The sequence below is a fragment of the Allobranchiibius huperziae genome, assembly GCF_013410455.1.
Lineage (GTDB): Bacteria > Actinomycetota > Actinomycetes > Actinomycetales > Dermatophilaceae > Allobranchiibius > Allobranchiibius huperziae.
Window position 1 is genome coordinate 2,337,087 of sequence record NZ_JACCFW010000001.1, and the last position, 24,362, is coordinate 2,361,448.

A 24,362-nucleotide genomic window follows, 5' to 3' on the forward strand; every position below is an offset into this window, starting at 1 on the left:
AGCAACATGAGCACCGGCGTCGACGTTCTCGATCGCTTCTCCCCCATCACCCGGGCATGGTTCACGGGCACCTTCAGCGAGCCCACGTCCGCGCAGGTCGGGGCGTGGGACGCGATCTCCAGCGGTTCGCACACCCTGGTCGTCGCGCCGACGGGCTCCGGCAAGACGTTGTCGGCGTTCCTGTGGGCCTTGGACCGGATGACCACGGAGACGACACCGGAGGATCCGCAGAAACGCTGCCGGGTCCTCTACATCTCCCCGATGAAGGCGCTCGCGGTCGACGTCGAGCGCAACCTTCGTGCTCCCCTGGTGGGGCTGCGTCACGCGGCGACCCGGCTCGGCGCCGAGCCGCCCGACGTGACCGTCGCCGTCCGGTCCGGCGACACCCCGGCGCAGGAGCGGCGCGCGTTCACGCGCAGCCCCAGCGACGTACTCATCACGACCCCCGAGTCGCTCTTCCTGCTGCTCACCTCGGCCGCCCGGGAGAGCCTGACCGGCATCGAGACGGTGATCCTCGACGAGGTCCACGCACTGGCCGGCACCAAGCGGGGCGCCCACCTCGCCGTGTCGCTGGAGCGCCTCGACGCGCTGCTCGACAAGCCCGCTCAGCGGGTCGGACTGTCAGCGACCGTGCGACCGGTCGACGAAGTCGCGCGGTTCCTTGCTGGCGGCCGCCCGGTCACCTGCGTCCAGCCGCCATCGACCAAGGAGTGGGACCTCGACGTCGTCGTGCCGGTGCCCGACCTGTCCGAGCTCGGTCAACCCACCGACGATCTCACCGGCGCGGCGGCCGGACCGCGGGAACGCAGCTCGATCTGGCCGCACGTCGAGGAACGCATCGTCGACCTGATCGCGCAGCACCGCTCGACCCTGGTCTTCGCCAACTCCCGTCGTCTCGCCGAACGGCTCACGACCCGGCTCAACGAGATCTGGCAGGAGCGCACGGCCGAGGCGGACGAGGCTGTCGCTGAGGGCGATTCGCGGCCACCTGCGGAGGTGATGGCGCAGGCGGGCAGCGCCCGGGGTGCGCCGGCTGTTCTCGCTCGCGCTCACCACGGGTCCGTCAGCAAGGAGCAGCGAGGCGAGATCGAGGACGCCCTCAAGACCGGCACGCTGCCGGCGGTCGTCGCGACCAGCTCTCTCGAGTTGGGCATCGACATGGGCGCGGTCGACCTGGTCATCCAGGTCGAGTCGCCACCGAGCGTGGCCAGCGGGCTGCAGCGCGTCGGCCGCGCCGGTCACCAGGTCGGCGCCGTCAGCCATGGCGTGGTCTTCCCCAAGTTCCGTGGTGACCTCGTCCAGACCGCCGTCGTCGTGGAGCGGATGCGCGACGGCGGGATCGAGGCCCTGCGGGTGCCGGCCAACCCCATCGACGTCCTCGCCCAGCAGATCGTGGCGATGTGCGCCATGGACGACTGGGACGTCGACGAGCTCTTCGCGCTGATGCAGCGGTCGGCCTCGTTCGGCACCCTCGCCCGTACGGTCCTGGAGTCGGTGCTCGACATGCTCTCGGGCCGTTACCCGAGCGAGGAGTTCGCCGAGCTGCGGCCGCGGATCGTCTGGGACCGGGTCGGCGGCAGCCTGTCGGGCCGCCCGGGCGCGCAACGCCTGGCGGTGACCAGCGGGGGCACGATCCCCGACCGCGGGCTGTACGCCGTGTTCCTCGCCTCCGGCGACGGCCCCGGGCGCCGCGTGGGCGAGCTCGACGAGGAGATGGTCTACGAGTCGCGTGTCGGCGACCTGTTCACCCTCGGCACCAGCACGTGGCGGATCGAGGACATCACCCACGACCGGGTGCTGGTGACCCCGGCTCCGGGTCAGCCCGGCAAACTTCCCTTCTGGAAGGGCGACTCGCTCGGTCGGCCGGCCGAGCTGGGCGCCGCCGTGGGCGCGTTCGTCCGCGAGGTCGGCGCGTTGCCCGACGACAAGGCGCACGAGCGCGTCAAGGCCGCCGGCCTGGATCAATGGGCCGCCGACAACCTGATCGCCTATCTGCGCGAGCAGCAGGAGGCGACCGGCCAGCTCTCCCACGACCGGCAGATCGTCGTCGAACGCTTCCGCGACGAGCTCGGCGACTGGCGGATCGTCATCCATTCGCCGTACGGCGCCGGGGTGCACGCGCCCTGGGCGCTCGCCATCGCCGCCCGGATGCGGGAGCGCTTCGGTCTCGAGGTGCAGGCCATGCACGGCGACGACGGCATCGTGCTGCGGCTGCTCGACCTGGATCTCGACGAGGGCGAGCAGTCGCTGGGCAGCGCGCTGATGGAGATCGTGGCCCTCGATCCCGACGAGGTGCACCAGTTGGTCACCGAGCAGATCGGTGGATCTGCCCTGTTCGCAGCGCGTTTCCGTGAGTGTGCGGCTCGCGCGCTGTTGTTGCCGCGACGACAGCCGGGCAAACGGCAGGCCTTGTGGCAGCAGCGGCAGCGCGCGTCCCAGCTGCTCGAGGTCGCCAGCCGCTACCCGTCGTTCCCCATCGTCCTCGAAGCGGTCCGGGAGTGCATCCAGGACGTCTTCGACGTGCCGGGGCTCACCCAGCTGATGCGTGACATCGGCGCCCGTCGCATCCGGATGGTGCAGGTCGACACGCAGCGCCCGTCGCCGTTCGCGGCCAGCCTGCTCTTCGGCTACGTCGCCCAGTTCCTCTACGAGGGCGACTCGCCGCTGGCTGAACGCCGCGCCGCAGCGCTCGCGCTCGACCCGTCGTTGCTGTCCGATCTGCTCGGCACGAGTGAGGGCGCCTCGCTGCGCGACCTGCTCGACCCCCAGGTCGTGACCGATACGGGCCTGGAGCTGCAGCGGCTCGCAGAGGGTCGCCGTGCCCGCAACGCCGAGGAGGTCGCCGACCTGGTGCGCGTGCTCGGCCCCCTGACGCTGGAGGAGATCACCGAGCGCAGCGACAGCGGGCAGGACGCCGTCCGCGGCTGGCTCACCGACCTGATCGGCACCCGGCGGCTCATCGAACCGTCCTGGGGCGGGACCGTGCGGTACGCCGCGATCGAGGACTCCTCACGGTTGCGCGACGCGCTCGGGGTCGCCCTGCCGCCGGGCGTGCCGGGGGCGTTCCTGGAGCCGGTCGACGACCCGCTCGGTGAGCTGCTCTCCCGCTACGCACGCACCCACATCCCGTTCACCGTCATGGAGGCCGCCGAATCGTTCGGCCTCGGGCGGGCCGTCGTCCACGACGGCCTGCGGCGCCTGGTCGGCGCCGGTCGCCTGGTGGAGGGTGAGTTCCGCCCTGGCATGCAGTCCGGCGAGGGCGCCGCCCTGGAGTTCTGCGACCGCGAGGTGCTGCGCATCCTCAAGCGCCGTTCATTGGCGTCGCTGCGTGCCGAGGTCGAGCCGGTGCCGGCGGTCGAACTCGCCAGGTTCATGCCCTCGTGGCAGGGCGTGCAGGGCCGAGCCCGCGGGGCCGACGGACTGCTGCGGGCCGTGGAGCAGTTGGCCGGTGCCCGCGTGCCGGCCAGCGCGCTGGAGACCCTGGTGCTCCCCGCGCGGGTCGTCGGATACACCCCCGGGCTGCTGGACGAGCTGACGACCAGTGGCGAGGTGCTCTGGCAGGGCCATGCCGCTCTACCTGGGGACGACGGGTGGGTCTCGCTGCACCTGACCGAGACCGCGCACCTGACGCTCGCGCCGGCCGACGACACCCTGGAGTTCACCGAGACGCACACCGCGTTGATGGACGCCCTCGGTGCCGGCGGCGCGTACTTCTTCCGCATGCTGTCCGACGCCGCCCACTCCACCAACGACACCGAGCTCGTCGGTGCGCTGTGGGATCTGGTCTGGGCGGGGCGGGTCACCGGCGACACCCTGGCGCCGCTGCGCGCGCTCCTCGCCGGCGGCCGCACCGCCCACAAGGCGAAGACCTCCGGTCCACGGCGTACTCGATATGCCCGTCCCGGATCCGGCCTGCGCGCGATGGGCGCCGCCAGGCCGGCCATGCCCACTCGCGGCGGGCCACCCACGTCTGCCGGTCGCTGGTCGGCGCTACCGGCCGCGGACAGCGATGCCACGCTCCGGGCGCTGGCGACCACCGAGGTGCTGCTCGACCGCTACGGAGTGGTGACCCGCGGTTCGGTGGCGGCCGAGGGGGTTCCCGGTGGGTTCTCGGTCATCTACAAGGTGCTGGCGTCGGCAGAGGAGACCGGCCGAGTACGTCGCGGTTACTTCGTGGAGGGACTCGGCGCCGCTCAGTTCGCCACCTCCGGCGCGATCGACCGGCTGCGCGCGGGTGCGAAACCCATTACGAGCCACCGCAACCCGTGGGATGCTCCCGCACCCACCGAGGCAGCTCGCGCCGTCGTACTCGCCGCTGCGGATCCCGCCAACCCGTACGGTGCCGCGTTGCCCTGGCCGGAGGCCGAAGGGGGCCACAAGCCCGGCCGCAAGGCCGGTGCCCTCGTCGTCCTGGTCGACGGCGTGCTCGCGCTCTACATCGAGCGGGGCGGCAAGTCGCTGCTCAGCTGGTCCACCGAGGAGTCGGAGTTGGAGGCCGCGGCAGACGCCCTCGTGCTCGCCGTACGCGAGGGGGCACTGGGGCAGCTCACCGTGCACACCGCCGACGGCGACGCGGTCCTCGGTGCACAGTCGCCACTCACCGACGCTCTGCAGAAGGCCGGGTTCCACACCACCCCGCGCGGCCTGCGCCTGCGCCGCTGACCTGGTCGAGTGCCCGGTTGTCAGCGGAAAAGTGGCGCCGACACCACAGATCCGCTGACCACCACCGCACCGTCCTTGCGGTTGTTAGCGGGAAAGTGACGCCGGCACCACAGATCCGCTGACAACCGCGCCCGGACCCTGTGGGACCCGACGGTTACGGTGGCGACGTGCCCGAAGGCGACGTGGTCTGGAAGGCGGCCGACCGACTCAACGCCGCGCTGCGCGACCAACCGCTCGTCGGAGCCGAGTTGCGCTGGCCCGGCATCCCCGACCGCCCGTTGCACGGCATGGTCACCACCGGCGTGCACAGCCGCGGCAAGCACCTGCTGCACCGCCTCGACTCGGGCCTGACGATCCATTCCCATCTGCGGATGGAGGGCTCGTGGCGGGTGCGCCCGACACCGCAGGTGACGCCGCGTTTCGCCAGAGCCGCCGACATCCGCGCTCTGCTCGCGACGCAGGAGTGGGCGGCGATTGGCTGGCGCCTCGGCATGCTCGACCTCATCGCGACCGGGGACGAGCACCGGCTGGTCGGCCACCTCGGTCCGGACATCCTCGGCGCGGACTGGGACCCGGAGGAGGCGGTACGCCGGCTGCTGCGAGCTCCCGATCTGACCATCGGCGAAGCACTGCTCGACCAGCGCAACCTCGCCGGCATCGGTACCTTCTTCGCGGCCGAGGCGCTCTTCGCCCGGCGACTGAACCCATGGACCGCCGTGGGCGATCTGGGTCCGGACGAGGTCCGCGCGCTGATCGACGTCGCCCAGAAACAGCTGGCGCAGTCGGCACACGACCCGTCACGCTCGCTCACCCAGCGCACGGGCCTGCTCGACGACAACTACGTGCACGGCCGCAGCGGACTGCCGTGCGAGCGGTGCGGCACGCTCATCCGCGTCGCGATGATCGGCAAGGCCCCCCAGGACCGCACGATGTTCTACTGCCCGCACTGCCAGGGCGGGCTCGGACCGACCGACGACGGGAAGCGGCAGCGCCCCATCGGTCGTTGAGGACCACCGCCGAGCAGATGTGGAACGGACGCGCGCCGTACAGCGCGTTCAGCTGAAGTCGTTGTGGGGCGTAGCGCGCCCCATAGAGCGCGCCGGCACTCCCACCGTGCGTGGGAGGCGGTCAGGCTGCGGAGACGACCGGCGTGCGCGCGGTGTGCACAGGAAGCGGCACCGGCGCGCTCACGGCCTCGGCGGCAGCGACGCGTTGGGACACCTGGGAAAGCGCCGTCGAGAGCGGGATGCCGAGGGCGGAGCAGACGGAGGACAGCAACTCCGAGGAGGCTTCCTTCTCGCCGCGCTCGATCTCGCTGAGGTAGCCCAGCGACACCTTGGCGGCAGCAGATACCTCGCGCAACGTGCGGCCCTGGTCCTGGCGCTGGTCGCGAAGGACGTCACCGAGTTCGCGTCGTAACAAGATCATGAAACGCCTCCCAGTGTCCTCATGTCGTCGGCCGGTGCGGCCCGGGGATCGTGGGCGGATGCCCTCATCCAGTGCACCCACACTACTCATTGATGCCGACAGGAGTGTGGGGCACCACCTGCAGGCAATGTGCGAGCTTCCACCGATATGAACGCGCTCGTCGAGTCGATTAATCCAGCCGGCCCGTCGGTGCAAGGCCGGAGGCCAGCAGTCGCAGCACCGCCACCGTGCACGCCTCGCGCACGGACTCACGGTTGCCCGCCAGGTCCAGCTGCCGCACCTGCACCCCTTCCGGACCAGCCACCGCCACGAACGCGCGCCCGACGGGCTGCCCGTCCTGCTCGGTCGGGCCGGCCACCCCCGTCGTCCCGAGGCCGTAGGTCGACCCCAGCACCCGGCGTACCCCGGTCGCCATCTGCTCGGCGACCTCGGCCTGCACCGCACCACCGGCGGCGAGCAGGTCGGCGTCCACGCCCAGCACGCTGTGCTTGAGATCGGTGGCGTAGGCCACCACGCCCCCGCGCACGACGGCGCTGGCCCCGGGGACCTGCACCAGCCGGGCCACCACGAGGCCACCGGTGAGCGACTCGGCCACCCCGACCGTGGCGCCCGCGGAGCGCAGGGCAGCGACCACGTCGGCCGGATCGAGAACGGACATCGAGCTTCAGCGCACCGGCCGGGCCCGCAGCCGCAGCGCTCGGAAGACGTAGTCGACGCCGGTCACGACCGTGATGACCAGCGCGACGAGCAGCACGCACCACGCCGCGACGTGCACGATCCCGCCGAGCGGCATCACGAACAACCCGATCCCGAGCGCCTGCAGGGCGGTCTTGGCCTTGCCGCCGCGGCTCGCGGGGAGCACGCCGTGCCGCAGGACCCACAGCCGCAGCACCGTCACCCCGAACTCGCGAATGAGGATGAGCACGGTGATCCACCACGGGACCTCGTGGATCAGTGAGAGCCCGACGAGCGCCATCCCCATCAGCGCCTTGTCGGCGATCGGGTCCACGATCTTGCCGAAGTCGGTCACCAGACCCCGCGATCGGGCGAGGTCCCCGTCGATGCGGTCGGTCACGGACGCGACGAAGAACACCCCCAGCGCGCCCCAGCGGTACGCCGTGTCATGACCCCCGTGGGTGAGCAGCAGCCACCCGAAGAACGGCACCAGCAGGATGCGCAGGACGGTCAGGGCGTTGGCGATGTTCCAGTTGCTCACCCCGGTGCTCGGGGCGGTCGCCGGGTCCGGCACGAGGGGCGGGGGCACCAGGCGGTGCTCTCCGCTCACAGCGGGCTCGCGATCCAGTCGATCCCGAGGGTGTCCTCGACGCGGGCCGTCACGATGTCGCCGACGGCCGGGCGGGCCCGGTCGCCGTAGGTCAGGATCGTCTCGCCGTCGACGTCGGGTCCCTGCTGGCCGGCGCGCCCGCGGACCTCCCACTCACCGGAGTCCTCGTCCAACTCCGAGGACTCCACGAGCACCTCGACCTCTTCGCCGATGCGCTCGGCGGCGCGCTGCTCGTTGAGCTCGGTCGCCAGGGTCCGGATGTGCTCCACCCGCGCGTCGATCTCGTCGGCGGGCAGCTTCGCGGCGTACGACTCGGCCTCGGTGCCGTCCTCGTCGGAGTAGCCGAACACACCGACCACGTCGAGCCGGGCGTTCAGCAGGAACTCCTCCAGCTCGGCGACGTCGTCCTCCGTCTCGCCGGGGAAACCGACGATGACGTTGGAGCGGATGCCGGCGTACGGCGACCGCGCGCGCACCTGCTCCAGCAGTCCCAGGAACGACTCGCGGTCGCCGAACCGGCGCATCGTGCGCAGCAGCGGACCGCTCGCGTGCTGGAAGGAGATGTCGAAGTACGGCGCCACGCCCGGGGTGGAGGTCATCACGTCGAGCAGGTCGGGGCGGATCTCGGCCGGCTGCAGATAGGACACCCGCACCCGCGAGATCCCCTCCACGGCAACCAACTCCGGCAGCATCGTGTCGAGCAGCCGCAGGTCGCCGAGGTCCTTGCCGTAGGACGTGGAGTTCTCGCTGACCAGGAAGATCTCGCGCGCGTCGTGCTGCCCGAGCCAGCGCGCCTCGTCGAGGACGTCGGAAGGGCGGCGCGAGACGAAGGCGCCACGGAACATCGGGATCGCGCAGAACGCGCACCGCCGGTCACACCCGCTGGCGATCTTCAACGGCGCCCACGGCCGTCCGTCCAACCGGGCGCGGATGATGCGCGGGGATCCGGCCGGCGACTCGATGGTGACGTCCTGCGGGGGCCCGGCGATCTCGCCCGCGCTCAGCGGGGCGTCAGCGGTGTGACTGCCATCGCTCCCGTTGCTGCCATGGCTGCCATGTCCAGGCTGAGCCACTCCCTGCCCCTGCCGCGCGACGGGCGACAGCGGCAGCAGCTTGCGGCGATCTCCCGGCGTGTGCGACTCCGGCCGCTCACCGTCGAGGATCGCGGTCAGCGACGCCGACATGTCCTCGTAGGAGTCGAATCCGAGCACGGCGTCGGCCTCGGGCAACTCCTCGGCCAGCTTCTTGCCGTAGCGCTGGGCCAGGCATCCGACGGCTACGACGGCCTTCGTACGCCCGTGCTGTTTGAGGTCGTTGGCCTCCAGGAGCGCGTCGATCGAGTCCTTCTTGGCCTGCTCGACGAACCCGCAGGTGTTGACGACGGCGACGTCGGCATCGGCGGCGTCGTCGACCAGGGACCAGCCTCCTGCGGCCAGTCGGCCGGCCAACTCCTCCGAATCCACCTCGTTGCGCGCGCACCCGAGTGTGACGAGCGCAACGCTGCGCGAAGGGGAGGACATGACCCCCAGGGTAGTTGGCATCGCGGCCCCTTCCCGCCGGGCGGCCCGCGGGGTGATGGGATGGTCCGATGTCCCGTGACCTCACCGACCTCCTGCACGAGCATCCCCTCATCGACGGTCACAACGACCTGCCGTGGGCCGCGCGCGACCTGACGGGCTATGACTTCGACCGGCTCGACCTGGCCGCCGGCACCGTCGGACGCACCCACACCGATCTGCCGCGGTTGGCCGCGGGCCTGGTCGGCGGGCAGTTCTGGTCGGTCTGGGTGCCGGCGACGCTCGCCGGTGATGCCGCGGTGACGGCGACCCTCGAACAGATCGACGGCGTCCACCAGATGATCGGCCGGTACGCCGACCGGCTGGGTCTCGCGCGCACCGCCGACGAGGCGCGGCGCGTCTTCGCCTCCGGCCGGATCGCGTCCTTCCTCGGCGCGGAGGGCGGTCACAGCATCGGCTGCTCGCTCGGCGCGCTGCGCATGCTGCATGTGCTCGGGGTGCGCTACATGACGCTGACGCACAACGAGAACGTGCCGTGGGCCGACTCGGCCACCGACACCCCCGTGCTCAAGGGCCTCAGCCCGTTCGGCGTCGAGGTGGTGCGGGAGATGAACCGGATCGGCATGCTGGTCGACCTGTCCCACGTGAGCGCCGACACCATGCGCGATGCGCTGGCCGAGTCGGTGGCGCCGGTGATCTTCTCCCACTCCAGCGCCCGCGCCGTGTGCGACAGCCCCCGCAACGCGCCCGACGACGTGCTGGAGATTCTGCGGGACGAGAACGGCGTCATCATGGCGACCTTCGTGCCGGACTTCGTCTCGCAGGAGTGCGCCGACTGGCGCGCGGGCGCCCGCGAGGCGGCGCGTACCGAGGGCATCGACCCCAACGATCACGAGGCCTTCGAGGCGTTCGGGGCCCGGCATTCCGTCGCGCACCCGAAGCCGAAGGCCACCATCGAGCACGTCCTCGCGCACTTCGAGCACCTTCGCGAGGTCGTCGGCGTCGACCACATCGGCGTCGGCGGCGACTACGACGGGGTGCGGGAGCTGCCCGAGGGGCTGCAGGACGTCAGCTGCTACCCGCGGTTGTTCGGTGCCCTCCGCGATCGCGGGTGGTCCGACGCGGACCTCGCCAAGGTCGCGGGCGCCAACGTGCTGCGGGTGCTCGGTGATGCCGAGGACGTGGCTCGTGAGCTGCAGACCACACGTGGACCCAGCCTCGCGACGTACGCCGACCTCGACGGCTGATCGGCGCGCCTCCGGGCCGCGCAGCGCTCTTCACTGCCCCTCAGACCTCGAGACGGTCGGGACGACGCAGCACGTGCCCGAGGGCGGCGATCACACCGACGACCCACCCGACCCGGATGCCCCAGTCGGCGCCACTGCTCACCGCCAGGGTGAACAGCCGGCCCAACGGCCCGTGGTGGGAGATGGCGAGGTACTCGACCCCGAGCGCCACCGCCCCGGCCACCATGGTCGCTCCCCATCCGGCGAGCAGGACGGTCAGGAATCCGCGGCGCCCGGGGGTCGACGCGAGTGCCGCCCACAGCATCAGGAGCAGGACCACACCGGCGACCGCGAACGCCAGGACGAAGTGCCCCGTCCCGGCGTTCAGGTTGATGTCCGACGCGGCCCGCAGGCCCGAGGACGGCCAGGGCGCCAGGCCCCCGATCAGCAGGTTGGTCCGGGGATAGATCGACATCGAGTGCCGGTGGTCGGCGACGTAGCTGGCGACCAGCGAGACGGCCAGCCCGATCAGGGTGGCGATGAGCGCGACGAGGAACGCCGATCCGGCGCCCGCTCGGTGACGCACGACCGGTATGCCGCCCTGATTCTGGCCGGGCTGCGCCCAGGGCGCCGCACTACCGGGGGCGCCGCCTTCCGGGTGCTCGCGTCGCTGGGTCGCGGACTGCCACTGCGGATCCTGCCGGGGGGTCTCGCGCTGCGGATCTCCCGCAGCGCCGTAGGGCCCGCGCTCGCCACTCGCATCGTCGTAAGGACGGGCCTCGCGGCCGGGCTCGACACCTGGCTCGCCAGCCTGCCCACGGCCGGGCTGTCCGTAGGGATTGGTCGGATCGGGTCCGTCACCCCGGGGTCGGTCGTCACTCATGCGCGCACCCTTCGCTCACGGTTCCTTGCGAAACCTCGTCAAGGTCATCCCTAGCAGTCGAGCGACCACCAGGCCTAGATAGTTGACTCCGGCAAGTTGCTCCAACATCGCCGCGGACCGGGCGTGGTCGCCGACGGGGTAGATGTCGGAGAGCCCCGTCCCGGTCATCGTGGTGAAGGACAGGAAGACCAGCTCGATCCAGGTCAGCGGCCCGTGGTGCATCGTGCCGGTCGTGAACTGGCCGGACCACACGGTCTGCACCAGCCCGTAGAGATAGGCGAACGCCCACGCCACCACGGTGAAGCACGCGCCGGTCGCGTAGATCTCGTCGGCGCCGACCTCGTTGTCGCCGAACATGTAACGGATCAGCGCGTACGCCGTGTAGAGGTAGAAGATCGCGTGCGTCACGTCGAGCCCCACCGTGACCCAGTACGCGTCGTGCAGCGGCACGTCCAGCACGCTGAAGATCAGCGCCGGCACTCCGATCGTGGCCGAGATCCAGGTGAGGGCCGGTGTCATCCGCACGGCAGCCACCGCGGTGACCAGCACGAGCAGCTGCACCACGGAGTACGCCGTGCGGCCGGGCGTGCTGTCGCCGGTGAACGGATAGATCAGCAGGCCGCCGAGCTGGATGATCAGCAGCACGGCGTTGGGGTAGGTGCCGAGGATGCCCCGCAGGCCGGTACGCCGCCGCGGGGCCGCGACGGTCATGTCCGGCCGTTCTCCGTCAGTGACCAGGCGTCCTCGCCGGGGTCGTCGTCATCGTCGGCCACGCCGAGCGGTGTCTGCGCAACACCGTCGAACGGCGCCCCGACATCGTCGCCGCGCAGCAGGGACAGGGTGGCCGGCAGGTCGTCGCCCTTGACCAGGACGTCGCGCGCCTTGGAACCCTCCGACGGGCCGACGATCCCGCGCGACTCCATCAGGTCCATCAGCCGGCCGGCCTTGGCGAAGCCGACCCGCAGCTTGCGCTGCAGCATCGAGGTCGATCCGAACTGGGTCGTGACGACCAGCTCGGTCGCCTGCAGCAGCAGGTCGAGGTCGTCGCCGATGTCCTCGTCGACCTCCTTCTTCGCCGCCACCACCGTGACGTCGTCGCGGTAGTGCGGTTTGAGCTGGCCCTTGACGTGCTGGACGACCTCGGTGATCTCTGTCTCGGTGACCCAGGCGCCCTGCACGCGCATCGTCTTGGACGCGCCCATCGGCAGGAAGAGCGCGTCACCCTGGCCGATCAGCTTCTCGGCACCGGGCTGGTCGAGGACAACGCGGGAGTCGGCCAGCGACGAGGTCGCGAACGCCATCCGGGAGGGCACGTTGGCCTTGATCAGACCGGTGACCACGTCGACCGACGGGCGCTGGGTCGCCAGCACCAGGTGGATGCCGGCGGCGCGCGCCAGCTGGGTGATGCGGACGATCGACTCCTCGACGTCGCGCGGCGCGACCATCATCAGGTCGGCCAACTCGTCCACGATCACCAGCAGGTACGGGTAGGGGTGGATGACGCGCTCGGACCCCGGCGGCGGGGTCACCTTGCCGGCACGGACGGCCTTGTTGAAGTCGTCGATGTGCTTGTACCCGAAGGCGGCCAGGTCGTCGTAGCGCGTGTCCATCTCGCGCACGACCCACTGCAGCGCCTCGGCGGCCTTCTTGGGGTTGGTGATGATCGGGGTGATCAGGTGCGGAATGCCTTCGTACCCGGTCAGTTCCACCCGCTTGGGGTCAACCAGGACCATCCGGACCTCGTCGGGGGTGGACCGCATCAGGATCGAGGTGATCATCGAGTTCACGAAGCTGGACTTGCCGGCGCCGGTCGCACCGGCGACCAGCAGGTGCGGCATCTTGGCGAGGTTGGCGATGACGTAGCCGCCCTCGACGTCCTTACCGACACCCATCACCATCGGGTGCTCGTTGGAGCGCGCCGCCTGGCTGCGTAGGACGTCGCCGAGGCTGACCTTCTCGCGGTCGGCGTTCGGGATCTCGATGCCGATCGCGGACTTGCCCGGGATCGGGGACAGGATGCGCACGTCGGCCGACGCCACGGCGTAGGCGATGTTCTTCGACAGCGCGGTGACCCGCTCCACCTTGGTGCCGTGGCCCAGCTCGACCTCATATCGCGTGACGGTCGGGCCGCGGCTGAACCCGCTGACCTGGGCGTTGATGTCGAACTGCTCGAAGACCTGGGTCAGCGACTCCACGACCCGGTCGTTGGCGGCCGAGCGGGTCTTGTGCGGCGTCCCCGGTGCGAGCAGGTCGCTGTTCGGAAGGGTGTAGGTGACGTCGCCGGCCAGCGCGAGCTGTTCGACGCGCTGCGGCAGCGGCCGGGTGGGCGGCGCCTGCAGCTCCTCCTTCACCCGCATCGGAGCCGGCGTCCTCGTGCCGGGCAGTGCGACCGCGTCCGGCGTCGGCGCGGTCGTGGGCGCAGCAGTGGCCGGTGCGTCGAGCAGTTCCTCGCCGACCACCTCGTCACCCTCCGGGACCTTCTGACCCGGGCGCAGGCGGCGGCCGTTCTTGGTCGTACGCGCCACGATGGCGGCCTGCTCGAACGGTTCGTCACCGTCGCGGCGGGCGTCCTCCTCGGCGGCACGCCGCGCGCTGCGACTCGACCGGCGCTTGCGGCCCGGTCCGTCGATCTCGTCGCCGTGCAGGTCGTGCTCGACGGCGTCGACCGGGCCGTCGTCCTCATCGGTCGCGCGCTCGCCGAACAACCGGTCCTGCAGATGGCCCAGCCGCTCCGGGATCTGCTGCACCGGCGTACCGGTGAGGACCAGGACGGCGAAGAACCCCACGAGCAGCAGGATCGGCACGGTCCCCCAGGTGTGCACCGCGGCGACGAGCGGACTGGAGGCCAGGAAACCGATCATGCCGCCGGCTCCGCTCACTCCCCCGCGGTAGGTCGGGGAGGGCGTGCCGTGCGCGACGCTCGCCAGGCCGCAGGCCGAGACGGCGAGGATCCCGAGTCCGGTGATGACCCGGTTGGTGCCCTGGTGGCCGCGTGGCGAGCGCAGCATGTGCACACCGAGCAGCAGGAGTACCAGCGGAAGTGCGAGGCCGACGAGGCCGAAGGTGCCGGCCACGACGGCGTGGACGACGTCGCCGGCAGCGCCCTGCAGTCCCCACCATTCACGCGCGGCGACCACGATGGCGATGGCGATCAGGGCGAATCCGATGCCGTCGCGGCGCAGCTCCGGCTCGACGTCGTGGGTGGTGTGCCCGACCCTGCGGGCCGCTCCCCCGGCGACGTGGGCCACGCCCATCCAGGTGCCGCGGACAGCGCGCAGCGGCAGCGGGAGACCGCCGTCCTTGGCGCCCTTGGTCGGGCGGGCGGCGGGCGTCTTGCGTGGTGCCGGAGGGCGCCGGGACGCCGGACGCTTGCCACCGGACGCGCGCTGGCGCGACGTGGTGCTGCTCGGGGCTTGACGGGTAGGCACGGGCACAGGCTAGCCGTCAGTCACACCTGTCACAGGCGCCCCACGCGGAGAACCGCCCGGAATCCTCAGCCCCCGTCGCTGCGCGGACGGCCGCGCCGAGGCAGGGGCCGGGCCGCCTTGGGCAGCCGGCCGCGCTTGCGCAACGCCTCCCGGATCAGCATCTCCACCTCGGCGTTGACGCTGCGCAGCTCATCCTGGGCGAGCCTGGTCAACGCCTCGTGGACCGCCGGATCCAGACGCAGCAGCAACGACCGGCGCGCGGGCGGACGCTGCGCGCCGGGGTCGCCGGGGTCGCCGGAATCGGCGGTGGCGCCTTCGCTCGGCGGATCGGAGTCGCTCATCGACCGATCCGTCAGTGGTAGAGGCTGCCGGCGTTGACCACCGGTGTGGCGCGCTGGTCACCGCACAGGACGACCAGCAGGTTGGACACCATCGCCGCCTTGCGCTCCTCGTCGAGGTCGACGATGTTCTCGCCCTCCAACCGGGTGATGGCCATCTCCACGATGCTCACCGCACCCTCGACGATGCGTTCACGGGCGGCGATGATCGCGGCGGCCTGCTGCCGCTGCAGCATCGCCTGGGCGATCTCCTGGGCATAGGCGAGGTGGCTGATCCGGACCTCGCGCACCTCGCACCCGGCGACCGCGATACGCGCCGCGACCTCGTGGGCGAGCTGCTCGGACACCTCGTCGGTGGAGCCGCGCAGCGATGTGCCCGTGCCGCTGGGGTTGTCGTACGGATGCGTCGTCGCGACGTGCCGCAGGGCCGACTCGGACTGCACCCGGACGAAGTCGCCGTACGACTCGACCGAGAACGTGGCCTTGGCCGTGTCGGCCACCTGCCACACGACGATGGCGGCGATCTCGACCGGGTTGCCGTCCGCGTCGTTGACCTTGAGGGCGTTGGTCTCGAAGTTGCGCACCCGCACGGAGATGTTGCGGCGGGTGGTGAGGGGCAGCACCCAGGTCAGGCCCGCGTGCCGCGCCGTCCCGATGTAGCGGCCGAAGAACTGCACCACCCTGGTCTGACCCGGCTGGATCACGACCAGCGGGGTCGCGACCAGCGCGGTCAGCACCGCCAGGACCACGCCGACCGCCGGCAGCCCCGCGACAAAGCTCCAGACGGCCACCGCCGCCAGGACGAGCGCGACCGCCAGCGCGAGGAAGCCGTTGACCGACCAGGCACGTCGCTCGGCGACATCGACCCGCCGCCCCTCGTGGCCCACCGGTCGCGTCGACGGCGGTTGCACGGTCGGATCGGCACTGTCCGACGCGGGATCCTCGGGCCGCAGTTGCTGTGACATCACGTCCTCCTCGATTTAACTGATATCACTTTAATAGCACTTAAACCAGGCGGGCGGAAGCCCTTCGCGCAGATGAGAGGACCGCAGCACATCCTCCGCGGTGCGACCGGTCCACGATGCGGATCGCGACATGACGACCGGACACCGCATCCGTTAGCCTCGTCGCAGGTCAAGAGTCTCAGCGTCAAGCCTCGGCTAGCTGAGCGGCAACCCTCCTCCGCGGTGGGGTGCTCCGAGTGACGACCCGGCCACGCCGCATCCGCCGCGTGGCAAGCGCGGACCGACGTATCGGCATGCTGCCGGTGACCGCTGGTCCCACGGCGAGAGGCTGCCCGTGACCGTCCAGGCAACACACACCCAGCACGACACCGAGACCCCTTCCGGCACCGAGTACGGCACGGCCGTACCCCGCGAGCCCCGCGAGCCCCGCGCCGCGCTACGCGTCGTCCGCGACTTGCCGCCCCACCGCGTGCCCCAGGTGCAGGCCCACCTGCCGCTCACCGTGGCGCACGAACTCGGGGTGCCCACCGTGCACCGAACTGTTGTGGACGCCGCGAACTTCGACCACGGGGCGACCACCCCGGCGCTGGTCAGCGTGCGCGACGCCGTCGATGCCGCACTGCCGACGTACGGCTCGGTGCACCGGGGCGCCGGCCTGCCGAGCCGGGTGACCACCGGCTGGTTCGAGCAGGCGCGGGTGACCGTGGGCGAGTTCGTCGGAGCGCGCCCCGACGACGAGGTCGTCTTCACCCGCAACACCACCGACGCCCTGGCCCTGCTGGCGCACTGCGTGCCCCGCGGCACCCAGGTCTTCGCCTGGGAGTCGGCCCACCACGCCGCACTGCTGCCCTGGGGGCGGCGCAACTGCACCCGCCTCGCGGTCCCGAACAGCGCCTCCGACGCCGTGCAGCTGTTGCGCTCGGCGCTGGCCGCGAGTGACGCGCGCGGCAAGCTGGTCGTCATCACCGGCGCGTGCAACGTCACCGGTGAGGTGTGGCCGGTGCGCGAACTCATCGCCGCGGCCAAGGAGTACGGCGCGCGCACGGTCATCGACGCCGCGCAGCTGGCGCCGCACCGCGAGATCGACCTCGCCGACCTCGGCGCCGACTGGGTCGCGTTCTCCGGTCACAAGCTCTACGCGCCCTACGGCGCCGGGGTCCTCGTCGGCCGACGCGACTGGCTGGACCTCGCATCGCCCTACCTGCCCGGAGGCGGCGCCACGGCGCGCGTGCGTCATCAGCGCATCACGTGGCATTCCGGCGCGGCCCGTCACGAGGGCGGCACGCCCAACGCCGTGGGTGCCATCGCGCTCGCCGCTGCGTGCGCGACGCTGCGCCGCCACCACGAGGAGATCGAGCGCCACGAGGCCGCCCTCGCCGACCAGTTGCGGACCGGGCTGCGCTCCATCCCGGGCGTCCGCCTGGTCAGCGTGCTCGGCGAGGACCGCCCCAACGTGGGTGTGGTGACCTTCACGGTCGACGGGTACGACCCGGCGCTGGTGTCGTTGGTGCTCTCCGACGAGTACGGCATCTCGGTGCGCGACGGTCGCTTCTGCGCCCACCTCCTGTGCGACAGCATCCTGGGCGACGGCTCCACCGCGGTGCGGGCGAGCATCGGCCTCGCGACCCGCGCCCACCACGTGGGCCGCCTCGTCGACGGCGTACGCCGCCTGGTGGAGGCCGGACCCACGCTGGACTACACCTACGACGAGTCCACGGGCTGGACCGCAGCCGACGACCCGCGCGACCTGTCCGTCCCCTGCCCCTGGTGACGGGCCCCGGACTCTCCCCGGCGTCCTAGCGCAATCGGACGCGTGCCCAGACGGCCCGGTGGTCGGTATCGGCGACCGTGACCCTCCCGGAGGCCACGACGTCGAAGTCGCGCACCAGGATGTGGTCCAGTGCGATGAACGGCGGGAACGACCGCCCGTTCGGCCACGTGCGGACCCAGCCGCTGCCGGTGGCCCGTTGAGCGTCGGTCATCCCTGCGATGGCCCGGCGGAAGGCGGGCATCGCGGTCGAGGCGTTGAAGTCGCCTGCGATCACCAACGGCATGTCCATCGGCTGACGGGCGCGCCAGCGACGCACCTCGTCGAGACCCGCGCGCCATCGGGTCGTGAGATTCGGCAGCGGGGCGTAGGTGTGCACGCCCCTCAGGAGGTAGGTGCCCTCCGGGGTCTGCACGCGCGCCACCGGCATCCCCGCGCCGTCGTACGGCACGAAGGAGCTCTCCTCGGTGAGCGGATGGGCGCTGGCGATCACGGTCCCGCGGAAGTCGGTGCGCGTCCGACCGACCCGGTGCGGCAGGAGGGTGCGCAGACCCGCAGCATCGAGACGCTCGAGCGCATCCGGTGTGACCTCCTCCAGCACCAGCGTGTCGACGTGGTGGGCCCGGACCGCGGCCATGATGGGGGCCGCCGACGCCTGACCGAACTCCATGTTCGAGGTCATGATCACCTCGTCGCCGGGCCGGCTGTGCACTGTGTGGGGCACCAGGGTCGGGACCGCGAGCGCCACAGGGACCGCGGCGATGAGCAGCAGACCCACCAGGGCGATCAGCATGGGCCGCGTCGGGCCGACCACGGCGGTCACGCCGACGCCGGCGACGAACGCGGCTATCGCGAGGATGCCGAAGAGCGGGAAGATCGACTGCACGATCGGGGCGACCCCGTCGGCGTCGATCCAGCGGGCCGCCATGCCGCACGCTGCGACCAGCGCCACCAGGCAGAGCACGACGAGGGCGACGTACTTCAAGAACATTCCTTCATCTTGACATTATGAAGCTATGATCTTCATATGCAGGACGTGAAGCCCGCTGAGCACGCAGACCCGTGCGCCACCCTGATCGGCGACATCGTGGACTCCCGGGGCGCCCCCGACCGCCATGCGTTGCACACCCGCCTCGTCTCCACCTTGCGCCGCACCGACCACCTGGTGGCCGCGACCACCGCACTGCGGATCACGGTAGGTGATGAATTCCAGGCCAGCTACGAAACCCTCGGCAATGCGCTGGAGGCGGCCTTCCGGATCAGGCTGGGCCTGATGCCCGAGACGCTGGTGCGATTCGGGCTGAGCTGGGGAGGCGCCACCGTGCTGGACGCCCGCGCCGGCACCCAGGACGGACCGGCGTGGTGGGCCGCCCGCAAGGCGATCGAAGCCGCGCAGGCGGCCGAACGACGACCGGCGACGCACGCCGTACGCACCGTCTACACCCCCGCGCAGGACGACGGCCCCAGCGCGGGAGCGGTCAACGCCGCCCTGGTGTGTCAGGACCAACTGCTTTCATCGCTGGATGAACGAGCCATGCGCATCCTGCAACGCCTCGTGGCAGGCGAGTCCCGCACGGAGATCGCACGCGCCGAGGACGTCTCCCCGTCGGCGATCTCCCAGCGCATCCGCGCCGCGGGCCTGGAAGTCATTGTGAACGCCGCCCGCGACCTCGCCTCCGTCCGATGAGCATCCTCGGCGCACTACTGCTCGCCGTCGGCGTCGGCGACCTGGTGCGGGTCCGGTCCGTCGTGGCGTCGTACGCCGTGGGGCCGCTCGTTCTCCTTGTGGCCGCCCTGTTGGCCGACCTGCACGACGCCGCCGACATCGTGCTGCTGGTCTTCGCTGCCGCGGTCGCCGCCGCGTGGCGCTGGCTGGCCGGTCGCGCCGCGCGCAGCAGACACGGCGAGACGCTGGCGCTGTGCCTGCTCGGAGCGGGCGTCCTGGTCGTGATGATCGCCGCGGGCAGCGCGAGTCACGCCGACGGCGCGCTCGGCCACTGGATGCGGCACAGCGCGTTCGCCACGCTGCACGACCTGTCGCCCGACCGCTTCCTGCTGGTGCTCGGCCTCGGAGCGGTGCAGCTGGCCACCGGCAACGAGCTGGTGCGCCTGGTGCTGACCGCGATCGGCGCGGTGAAGCCGGAGGGCCAGCCGCAGCCCTCCGACGAGCTGCGCGGCGGTCGGCTGCTCGGTCCGATGGAGCGCCTGTTCATCCTCGGGCTCGGCATGGCCGGGCAGATCACCGCGGCCGGGCTCGTGATCGCCGCGAAGGGCCTCATCCGCTTCCCCGAGCTGCAGGCCCGTCGATCGGCGCGCCAGGAGATCTCCGGCCTCGGCATCGATGCCGTCACCGAGTACTTCCTGGTCGGCAGCTTCGTCAGCTGGCTGGTCGCGCTCGGCGCCCTCGGCATCGTCGGCCTGCGCTGAGGACGGGCGTGACATCGGTCACCCGGTTCCTAGGCCCCGCTCAGCACACCGCGGTTCGGAATGTGCCACGGGGATCCGGTGGATGTCCGTCTCACCCGCACCAGGGCATGACCACAGGGTCACCGCGTCGACACGTGACCGCGGGCGGACTGCGCAGGCGCCCAGTGCCGGTCCGTTGCAAGCAGATTGCACTTATCCGGCACGAGCTCGGCCGCCGCTGCCACCACCTGCTGGACCTCGGCGCACACTGCCGCCCGGTCCATGCGTTTCGGACATAGCCTTCCTAACTATCACATCTCAACCCCCAGATGCGCTTCCGCTTGCTCACAGGACCGCCACAGACACGACCGGACGGTCGACCAGGCGGGTTTGGCAGGGGCGGCATCGGCACGTACGGTGGTCCACATCGGGTCGTCAGCACTAGATGTGCTAACGGCCCACTTTCGGGGCGTGCCACACCACGGCACGATTCAGCCCTCGTGGCACCGCGCCTAACCTCGCCCGGTGTCACCATCTGCCGGGAACGTCCCGGGAACGGCGAGGACGGGGGACCCAACCGGGTCTCCATGCATGGAGACCCACTGGGGTTAAGCAGAGAACTTCTGCAGGGCACCTGACCGCCCGACCCGACAGCTAACTCCGTAGGCGCGCGTCAGGAAAGGGACATTGGTTCATACATGAAGAACATCTCCACCAAGACTCGCATGATCACGGTCGGTGCCGTCGGCACCGCGATGCTCGGCACCGGCCTCGCGGCCGCCGGCAGCGCACACGCTGCCTCCGGCTCCGTGTGGGACCGCGTCGCTGCTTGTGAGAGCGGCGGCAACTGGGCCATCAACACCGGCAACGGCTTCTACGGTGGCCTGCAGTTCACCCAGCAGACCTGGGCCGGCTACGGCGGCACGGCGTATGCCGCTCGCGCGGACCTCGCCAGCCGTTCGGCACAGATCGCGGTCGCCCAGAAGGTGCTCGCCTCCCAGGGCGCCGGCGCATGGCCGGTCTGCTCCAAGAAGGCCGGCCTGACCTCCGGCAACGGCGCGAGCAGCGGTGGTGGCGTCGCCACCCCGACCCCCCGCACCGTCGTCAAGCACCCCGGCCGCAGCGCCTCGCGCCCCGTGGTCAAGCAGCGTCACGCGGTCGCACCCCAGGTGCGTACCTACCGTCACGTTGCCGCTGCTCCCCAGGTGCGCACGCACCTGCACCGCGCCGCTGCGCCGCAGCTGCGTACGCAGCCCACCGGCCGTGTCATCACGGTGCACGCCGGCGACACGCTCAGCAAGCTCGCTGAGCGGTACCACGTCAAGGGTGGCTGGCAGGCCCTGTTCGCCATGAACAAGGGCACTGTGAACAACGCCAACCTGATCTTCGTCGGACAGCACCTGTCCATCTGAGATCGCTCATGAAGTAGGCCCGGACCGCTCGTCGGTCCGGGCCTCCTTCTTCTCCCCACGAAGTTCTCGGCTACGTAGCGGAGAACTTCGTGGGGTGACGTTCGGGGTCCCCGCGAAGTATCGGAGCGAAGCGGAGAACTTCGTGGGGTTACTTCGGGGTCCCCGCGAAGTATCGGAGCGAAGCTTCGGACCCCGACGAGGTATTCGAAGGAGCGAAGCGGGGGAGAAACCTCGTCGGGTGAAGCGAAGCGGAGAACTTCGTGGGGTGACTCAGGCGTCGATGACGACCGGGATGATCATGGGACGCCGGCGCAGCTTGCCGCCCATGAACGAGCCCACGGTGCGGCGGATGACCTGCTGCAACTGGTAGGAGTCGGTGACGCCCTTGCGGCGGGCCTCCTCCAGGGCGGCCTCGAGCTTCGGCAGCACTTCGTCGAGGACCGCCTCTCCCTCGGCGAAGCCGCGGGCCTGGATCTGCGGTCCGGCCGCGATCTGCCCGGTGTCGGCGTCGCGTACGACGATGACGGTCACGAAACCCTCGTCGCGCAGGATCCGGCGGTCCTTCAGCAGGGTCTCATCGGTGGTGCCCACCAGCGAGCCGTCGACGTAGATGTAGCCGCACGGCACCGCGCCGGTGATGGAGGCCTTGCCCTTCACGAGGTCGACGACGACGCCGTCCTCGGCGAGCACGACGTTGCTGCGCGGCACGCCGGTCTTCACGGCGAGGTCGCCGTTGGCGATCAGGTGGCGCCATTCGCCGTGCACCGGCATCACGTTGCGCGGCTTGACGATGTTGTAGCAGTAGAGCAACTCCCCCGCGCTGGCGTGCCCGGAGACATGCACCATGGCGTTGCCCTTGTGCACGACATTCGCGCCGAGGCGCATCAGGCCGTTGATCACCCGGTAGACGGCGTTCTCGTTGCCCGGGATCAGGGAACTGGCCATCAGCACGGTGTCGCCCTGGCCGACATCGATGCGGTGATCGCGGTTGGCCATGCGGGACAGCGCAGCCATCGGCTCGCCCTGCGAACCGGTGCAGACCAGCACGATCTTGTTGTCCTGCAGGTCGTCGAGCTTCTTGACGTCGACGAGCACCCCGTCGGGGATGGTGAGGTAGCCGAGGTCGGCGGCGATGCCCATGTTGCGCACCATCGAGCGACCGACGAGTGCGACCTTGCGCTTGTGCTTGTACGCCGTGTCGATCACCTGCTGCACGCGGTGCACGTGCGAGCTGAAGCACGCCACGATGATCCGGCGGGACGCCTCGGAGAAGACGCGCTCGATGGCGGGCGTGATGTCGCGTTCCGGAGTGGTGAAGCCCGGCACCTCGGCGTTGGTGGAGTCGGTCAGGAAGAGGTCGACGCCCTCCTCGCCGAGCCGCGCGAACGCCCGCAGGTCGGTGATCCGCCCGTCCAGCGGCAGCTGGTCCATCTTGAAGTCGCCGGTGTGCAGCAGGGTGCCGGCGGGCGTGCGGATGAAGACCGCGAGCGCGTCGGGGATGGAGTGGTTGACCGCGATGAACTCGCAGTCGAACGGGCCGAGCTTCTCCCGGTCGCCCTCCTTGACGCCGAGGGTGTAGGGCGTGATCCGGTGCTCCTTGAGCTTGGCCTCGATCAGGGCCAGCGTCAGCGTCGAACCGACGAGGGGGATGTCGGGCTTGAGCTTCAGCAGATAGGGCACCGCGCCGATGTGGTCCTCGTGCCCATGGGTGAGGACGATCGCGTCGATGTCGTCGAGGCGCTCCCGGATGTACTGGAAGTCCGGCAGGATCAGGTCCACGCCGGGGTGGTCCTCGGGGAAGAGGACGCCGCAGTCGACGATGAGCAGCCGACCGGCGTACTCGATGACGGTCATGTTGCGACCGACCTCGCCCAGGCCGCCCAGGGCGACGACGCGTACGCCGTCCTTGGGCAGGCGCGGTGGCGCGCTCAGTTCGGGGTGGGGATGGCTCACAGAACTCCTGATCGGCGAAGGCCCTCGCGCAGAATGTCGAGGTGCTCGGGTGCCGCCGGCAACAGGGGCAGGCGGCAGAAATCGGACTCGATCACGCCGAGCATCCTCATGGCGGCCTTGGCCATGATCGCGCCCTGCGTGGTGTTCATGACCGCCTCGATGGCGGGTATCAGCGTGGTGTGGATCTCGCGGGCGCGCGGCAGGTCGCCGCGGTCGACAGCGGCGACCATCTCGGCGTACTGACTCCCGGCGACATGGCCGACGACGCTGACGACCCCCACGGCGCCGAGGGCGAGCCAGGGAAGGTTGAGCACGTCGTCACCGGAGTACCACAGAAGGTCGGTCTCGTGCATGAGCCGACTGGCCGCGAACAGGTCGCCCTTGGCGTCCTTGACGGCAACCAGCTCCGGGATCTGGGCCAGGCTGCGGATCGTGTCGCTCGCGAGGGCCGTGCCGGTGCGGCCGGGGATGTCGTAGGCCATCGCGGGGAGCCCGGTGGCCCCGACGACCGCGCGGAAGTGCTCGACGATGCCGGCCTGGGTCGGTTTGTTGTAGTACGGCGTGACGATCAGGACCGCGTCGGCCCCGACCGCGGCGAGCGCCTCGGCGGCACGGCACGAGTGGGCGGTGTCGTTGGTGCCGACACCCGCGGTGACCGCCACCCGGTCGCCGACGGCCTCGACGACGGCGCGTACGACGGCGACGTTCTCCTCGTCGGTGGTGGTCGCGGACTCCCCGGTCGTGCCGTTGACCACCAGGCCGTCGTTGCCGTGGTCGGCCAGGTACGCCGCGAGGCGTTGGGTGCCGTCCAGGTCGAGTGCGCCGTCCTCGCGCATGGGGGTCACCATCGCGGTGACGGTGCGGCCGAACGGAGTGGACGTCATAGGGCGAAGGCTATCGGGCGCAGCCGCTGCCCCGATCCTGCGGTGGGCCCGGCCCGAGAGCTGCCCAGGAGCTACCCGGGAGATGAAAGATCGCGTCGCTACCCGCTCGGGGGTCCGGGTAGCGACGCGATCACCCGGTACATCGGCCCACTCCCGGAGTCGTTACAGGACATCGATGTGACCTGCGTCACACTAACGCGGGCACGC

General features: G+C 70.8%; 19 protein-coding genes and 2 riboswitches. Of the genes, 7 read left to right on the forward strand and 12 right to left on the reverse strand.

All coding sequences use genetic code 11. From position 1 onward, the window contains the following. The first annotated feature begins 6 nt into the window (after positions 1-6). Both HNR15_RS10965 and HNR15_RS10970 read left to right on the forward strand, forming a co-directional pair. A complete protein-coding gene (locus HNR15_RS10965; RefSeq protein WP_179481702.1) occupies positions 7-4,662 on the forward strand; it encodes an ATP-dependent helicase in 4,656 nt (1,551 codons plus the stop codon). 167 nt (positions 4,663-4,829) lie between these two features. Next, complete coding sequence (locus tag HNR15_RS10970) at positions 4,830-5,669, forward strand: Fpg/Nei family DNA glycosylase (protein ID WP_179481704.1); 840 nt, start codon at positions 4,830-4,832, stop codon at positions 5,667-5,669. A 121-nt stretch (positions 5,670-5,790) separates the two neighbouring features. On the opposite strand, the gene HNR15_RS10975 is transcribed toward HNR15_RS10970, so the two are convergent. From HNR15_RS10975 to rimO, 4 genes are all read right to left on the reverse strand, one after another. Continuing rightward, a complete protein-coding gene (locus tag HNR15_RS10975; protein ID WP_179481707.1) occupies positions 5,791-6,090 on the reverse strand; it encodes a helix-turn-helix domain-containing protein in 300 nt (99 codons plus the stop codon). A gap of 169 nt (positions 6,091-6,259) precedes the next feature. Then, positions 6,260-6,748 carry a CinA family protein gene (locus HNR15_RS10980; RefSeq protein WP_179481709.1) on the reverse strand — a complete coding sequence of 163 codons (489 nt, stop codon included), beginning with the start codon at positions 6,746-6,748 and terminating at the stop codon, positions 6,260-6,262. Positions 6,749-6,754: 6 nt separating this feature from the next. Continuing rightward, on the reverse strand, positions 6,755-7,354 hold the full coding sequence (gene pgsA / locus HNR15_RS10985) for a CDP-diacylglycerol--glycerol-3-phosphate 3-phosphatidyltransferase (RefSeq protein WP_343048513.1): 600 nt from the start codon (positions 7,352-7,354) through the stop codon (positions 6,755-6,757). Between the two features lie 17 nt (positions 7,355-7,371). Continuing rightward, positions 7,372-8,895, reverse strand: coding sequence for a 30S ribosomal protein S12 methylthiotransferase RimO (rimO, locus tag HNR15_RS10990; RefSeq protein ID WP_179481713.1), 1,524 nt, complete (start codon positions 8,893-8,895; stop codon positions 7,372-7,374). Between the two features lie 68 nt (positions 8,896-8,963). Here rimO and HNR15_RS10995 point away from each other — a divergent pair, with 68 nt between their 5' ends. Then, positions 8,964-10,139, forward strand: a complete 1,176-nt coding sequence (locus HNR15_RS10995; RefSeq protein WP_179481715.1) for a dipeptidase — start codon at positions 8,964-8,966, stop codon at positions 10,137-10,139. 40 nt (positions 10,140-10,179) lie between these two features. On the opposite strand, the gene HNR15_RS11000 is transcribed toward HNR15_RS10995, so the two are convergent. The 5 genes from HNR15_RS11000 to HNR15_RS11020 form a co-directional block, all read right to left on the reverse strand. Further along, the gene (locus HNR15_RS11000; RefSeq protein ID WP_179481717.1) at positions 10,180-11,001 is read right to left on the reverse strand and encodes a hypothetical protein; all 822 of its coding nucleotides are present in this window, start codon (positions 10,999-11,001) and stop codon (positions 10,180-10,182) included. A gap of 15 nt (positions 11,002-11,016) precedes the next feature. Beyond that, positions 11,017-11,712, reverse strand: a complete 696-nt coding sequence (locus HNR15_RS11005) for an ion channel (RefSeq protein ID WP_179481719.1) — start codon at positions 11,710-11,712, stop codon at positions 11,017-11,019. Next, positions 11,709-14,255, reverse strand: coding sequence for an FtsK/SpoIIIE family DNA translocase (locus tag HNR15_RS11010; RefSeq protein WP_179483725.1), 2,547 nt, complete (start codon positions 14,253-14,255; stop codon positions 11,709-11,711). Before HNR15_RS11010 ends, HNR15_RS11005 begins: the two co-directional genes overlap by 4 nt. A 239-nt stretch (positions 14,256-14,494) precedes the next feature. Continuing rightward, positions 14,495-14,770, reverse strand: a complete 276-nt coding sequence (locus HNR15_RS11015; RefSeq protein ID WP_179481721.1) for a type II toxin-antitoxin system antitoxin — start codon at positions 14,768-14,770, stop codon at positions 14,495-14,497. Positions 14,771-14,781: 11 nt separating this feature from the next. Then, entirely contained in the window at positions 14,782-15,732 is a 951-nt protein-coding gene (locus tag HNR15_RS11020; protein ID WP_179481723.1) for an SPFH domain-containing protein, read from the reverse strand. Between the two features lie 167 nt (positions 15,733-15,899). Then, a riboswitch (SAM riboswitch) is annotated at positions 15,900-16,014 on the forward strand. A 52-nt stretch (positions 16,015-16,066) separates the two neighbouring features. Here HNR15_RS11020 and HNR15_RS11025 point away from each other — a divergent pair. After that, entirely contained in the window at positions 16,067-17,503 is a 1,437-nt protein-coding gene (locus HNR15_RS11025) for an aminotransferase class V-fold PLP-dependent enzyme (RefSeq protein ID WP_179481725.1), read from the forward strand. Between the two features lie 25 nt (positions 17,504-17,528). On the opposite strand, the gene HNR15_RS11030 is transcribed toward HNR15_RS11025, so the two are convergent. Further along, positions 17,529-18,491: an endonuclease/exonuclease/phosphatase family protein gene (locus tag HNR15_RS11030; RefSeq protein ID WP_179481727.1), complete on the reverse strand. Its 963-nt coding sequence runs from the start codon at positions 18,489-18,491 to the stop codon at positions 17,529-17,531. Between the two features lie 36 nt (positions 18,492-18,527). Between HNR15_RS11030 and HNR15_RS11035 the strand changes: the two genes are divergently transcribed. From HNR15_RS11035 to HNR15_RS18635, 3 genes are all read left to right on the forward strand, one after another. Then, the gene (locus HNR15_RS11035; protein ID WP_218883666.1) at positions 18,528-19,187 is read left to right on the forward strand and encodes a SatD family protein; all 660 of its coding nucleotides are present in this window, start codon (positions 18,528-18,530) and stop codon (positions 19,185-19,187) included. Then, complete coding sequence (locus tag HNR15_RS11040) at positions 19,184-19,927, forward strand: hypothetical protein (protein ID WP_179481729.1); 744 nt, start codon at positions 19,184-19,186, stop codon at positions 19,925-19,927. Before HNR15_RS11035 ends, HNR15_RS11040 begins: the two co-directional genes overlap by 4 nt. A 505-nt stretch (positions 19,928-20,432) precedes the next feature. Next, a riboswitch (cyclic di-AMP (ydaO/yuaA leader) is annotated at positions 20,433-20,590 on the forward strand. Positions 20,591-20,604: 14 nt separating this feature from the next. Then, entirely contained in the window at positions 20,605-21,318 is a 714-nt protein-coding gene (locus HNR15_RS18635) for a LysM peptidoglycan-binding domain-containing protein (protein ID WP_179481731.1), read from the forward strand. A 270-nt stretch (positions 21,319-21,588) separates the two neighbouring features. Here HNR15_RS18635 and HNR15_RS11050 read toward each other — a convergent pair whose 3' ends face one another. Then, positions 21,589-23,271, reverse strand: coding sequence for an RNase J family beta-CASP ribonuclease (locus HNR15_RS11050; protein ID WP_179481733.1), 1,683 nt, complete (start codon positions 23,269-23,271; stop codon positions 21,589-21,591). Then, positions 23,268-24,155, reverse strand: a complete 888-nt coding sequence (gene dapA, locus HNR15_RS11055; RefSeq protein ID WP_179481735.1) for a 4-hydroxy-tetrahydrodipicolinate synthase — start codon at positions 24,153-24,155, stop codon at positions 23,268-23,270. The genes HNR15_RS11050 and dapA overlap by 4 nt, the downstream gene beginning before the upstream one ends. Positions 24,156-24,362: the final 207 nt, after the last annotated feature.